1 protein-coding gene is annotated in these 1,537 nt (G+C 62.5%); it reads right to left on the bottom strand.

Annotation, left to right across the window (positions count from 1 at the left end; translation table 11 throughout):
- Nucleotides 1-1,537 (bottom strand): electron transfer flavoprotein-ubiquinone oxidoreductase (locus tag FHX03_RS34175; RefSeq protein ID WP_246699355.1); only part of this gene is annotated, 1,537 nt, incomplete at both ends.

Here is a 1,537-nt window from a genome sequence, read left to right as displayed (position 1 = left end):
GGGCGTTGATGACGAAGGTCTCCTGCCCGTCCTTCTCCACCCATTCATAGACCCCGGCCGGACAGTAACGCGTCGACGGGCCGGCATAGATATCGTGTTCCGAACGCTTCTGCAGGCCCATGTCCTTGACCTGCAGATGCACCGGCTGATCCTCCTCGTGATTGGTGTTCGACAGGAACACCGAGGACAGGCGGTCGAAGGTCAGGACGCCATCGGGCTTCGGGTAGGCGATCGGCTTGTGCTGCGCGGCTGGCTCCAGCGACTGCGCATCGGTCTTGCCGTGACCAAGCGTGCCGAAGAAAGAAAAGCCGAACAAGGTGTTGGTCCACATGTCGAGACCGCCGAGCGCCACGCCGAGCGCGGTGCCGAATTTCGACCACAGCGGCTTGACGTTACGCACCCGCTTGAGATCCTTGCCGATGTCGCCCTGGCGCCATTCGTTTTCGATCTCGACGACCTCGTCATGGCTGCGGCCGGCTGTGATGGCGGCGGCGATCTTCTCGGCCGCCAGCATGCCCGACAGCACCGCATTGTGGCTGCCCTTGATGCGGGGAACGTTGACCAGACCGGCCGAACAGCCGATCAGCGCTCCGCCCGGGAAGGAAAGCTTCGGCACCGACTGGTAGCCGCCCTCGGTGATGGCGCGGGCGCCATAGGAAAGCCGCTTGCCGCCCTCGAAGGTGCCGCGGATCGCCGGATGGGTCTTGAAGCGCTGGAACTCCTCGAAGGGATACAGATAGGGGTTCTTGTAGTTCAAATGGACGACGAAGCCGACGGCGACCAGATTGTCTTCCAGGTGATAGAGGAAGGATCCACCGCCGGTCTTCATCCCCAGCGGCCAGCCGAAGGAATGCTGCACCAGGCCCTGTTTGTGGTTTTCCGGCTTGACCTGCCATAGCTCCTTAATGCCGATCCCGAACTTTTGCGGTTCGCGGTCCTTCTGCAGATCGAATTTGGCAATCAGCTGCTTGGCGAGCGAGCCGCGCACGCCCTCGCCGATCAGCACATATTTGCCGAGCAGTTCCATGCCACGGGTATAGTTCGGGCCGGGCTCGCCGTTCTTCTCGATGCCCATGTCGCCGGTGGCGACGCCGATGACCGCGCCCTTATCATCATAGAGCACTTCGGTGGCGGCAAAGCCCGGGTAGATCTCGACGCCGAGCTCCTCCGCCTTACCAGCCAGCCAGCGACAGACGAGCCCGAGCGAGACGATGTAGTTGCCGTGATTGTTCATCAGCGGCGGCATCAAAAAATTCGGCAGCCGGATCGAGCCGGCAGGACCGAGCAGCAGGAAGTGGTCGGCATTGACCTCGGTCTTGAAGGGATGGTCGGTTTCCTGGCGCCAGCCGGGCAGCAGTCGATCGATGCCGATCGGATCGACAACTGCGCCCGAGAGAATATGGGCCCCGACTTCCGAGCCCTTCTCCAGCACGACGACCGACAGTTCCGGATTGACCTGCTTCAGCCGGATCGCCGCCGAAAGACCGGCCGGACCTGCGCCGACGATCACCACGTCGAATTCCATGCTCTCGCGTTC

The organism is Rhizobium sp. BK456 (genome assembly GCF_014194045.1).
Lineage (GTDB): Bacteria > Pseudomonadota > Alphaproteobacteria > Rhizobiales > Rhizobiaceae > Rhizobium > Rhizobium redzepovicii.
The sequence above is the reverse complement of the archived record's forward strand: the minus strand, read 5'-3'. Positions and strand labels throughout refer to the sequence as shown.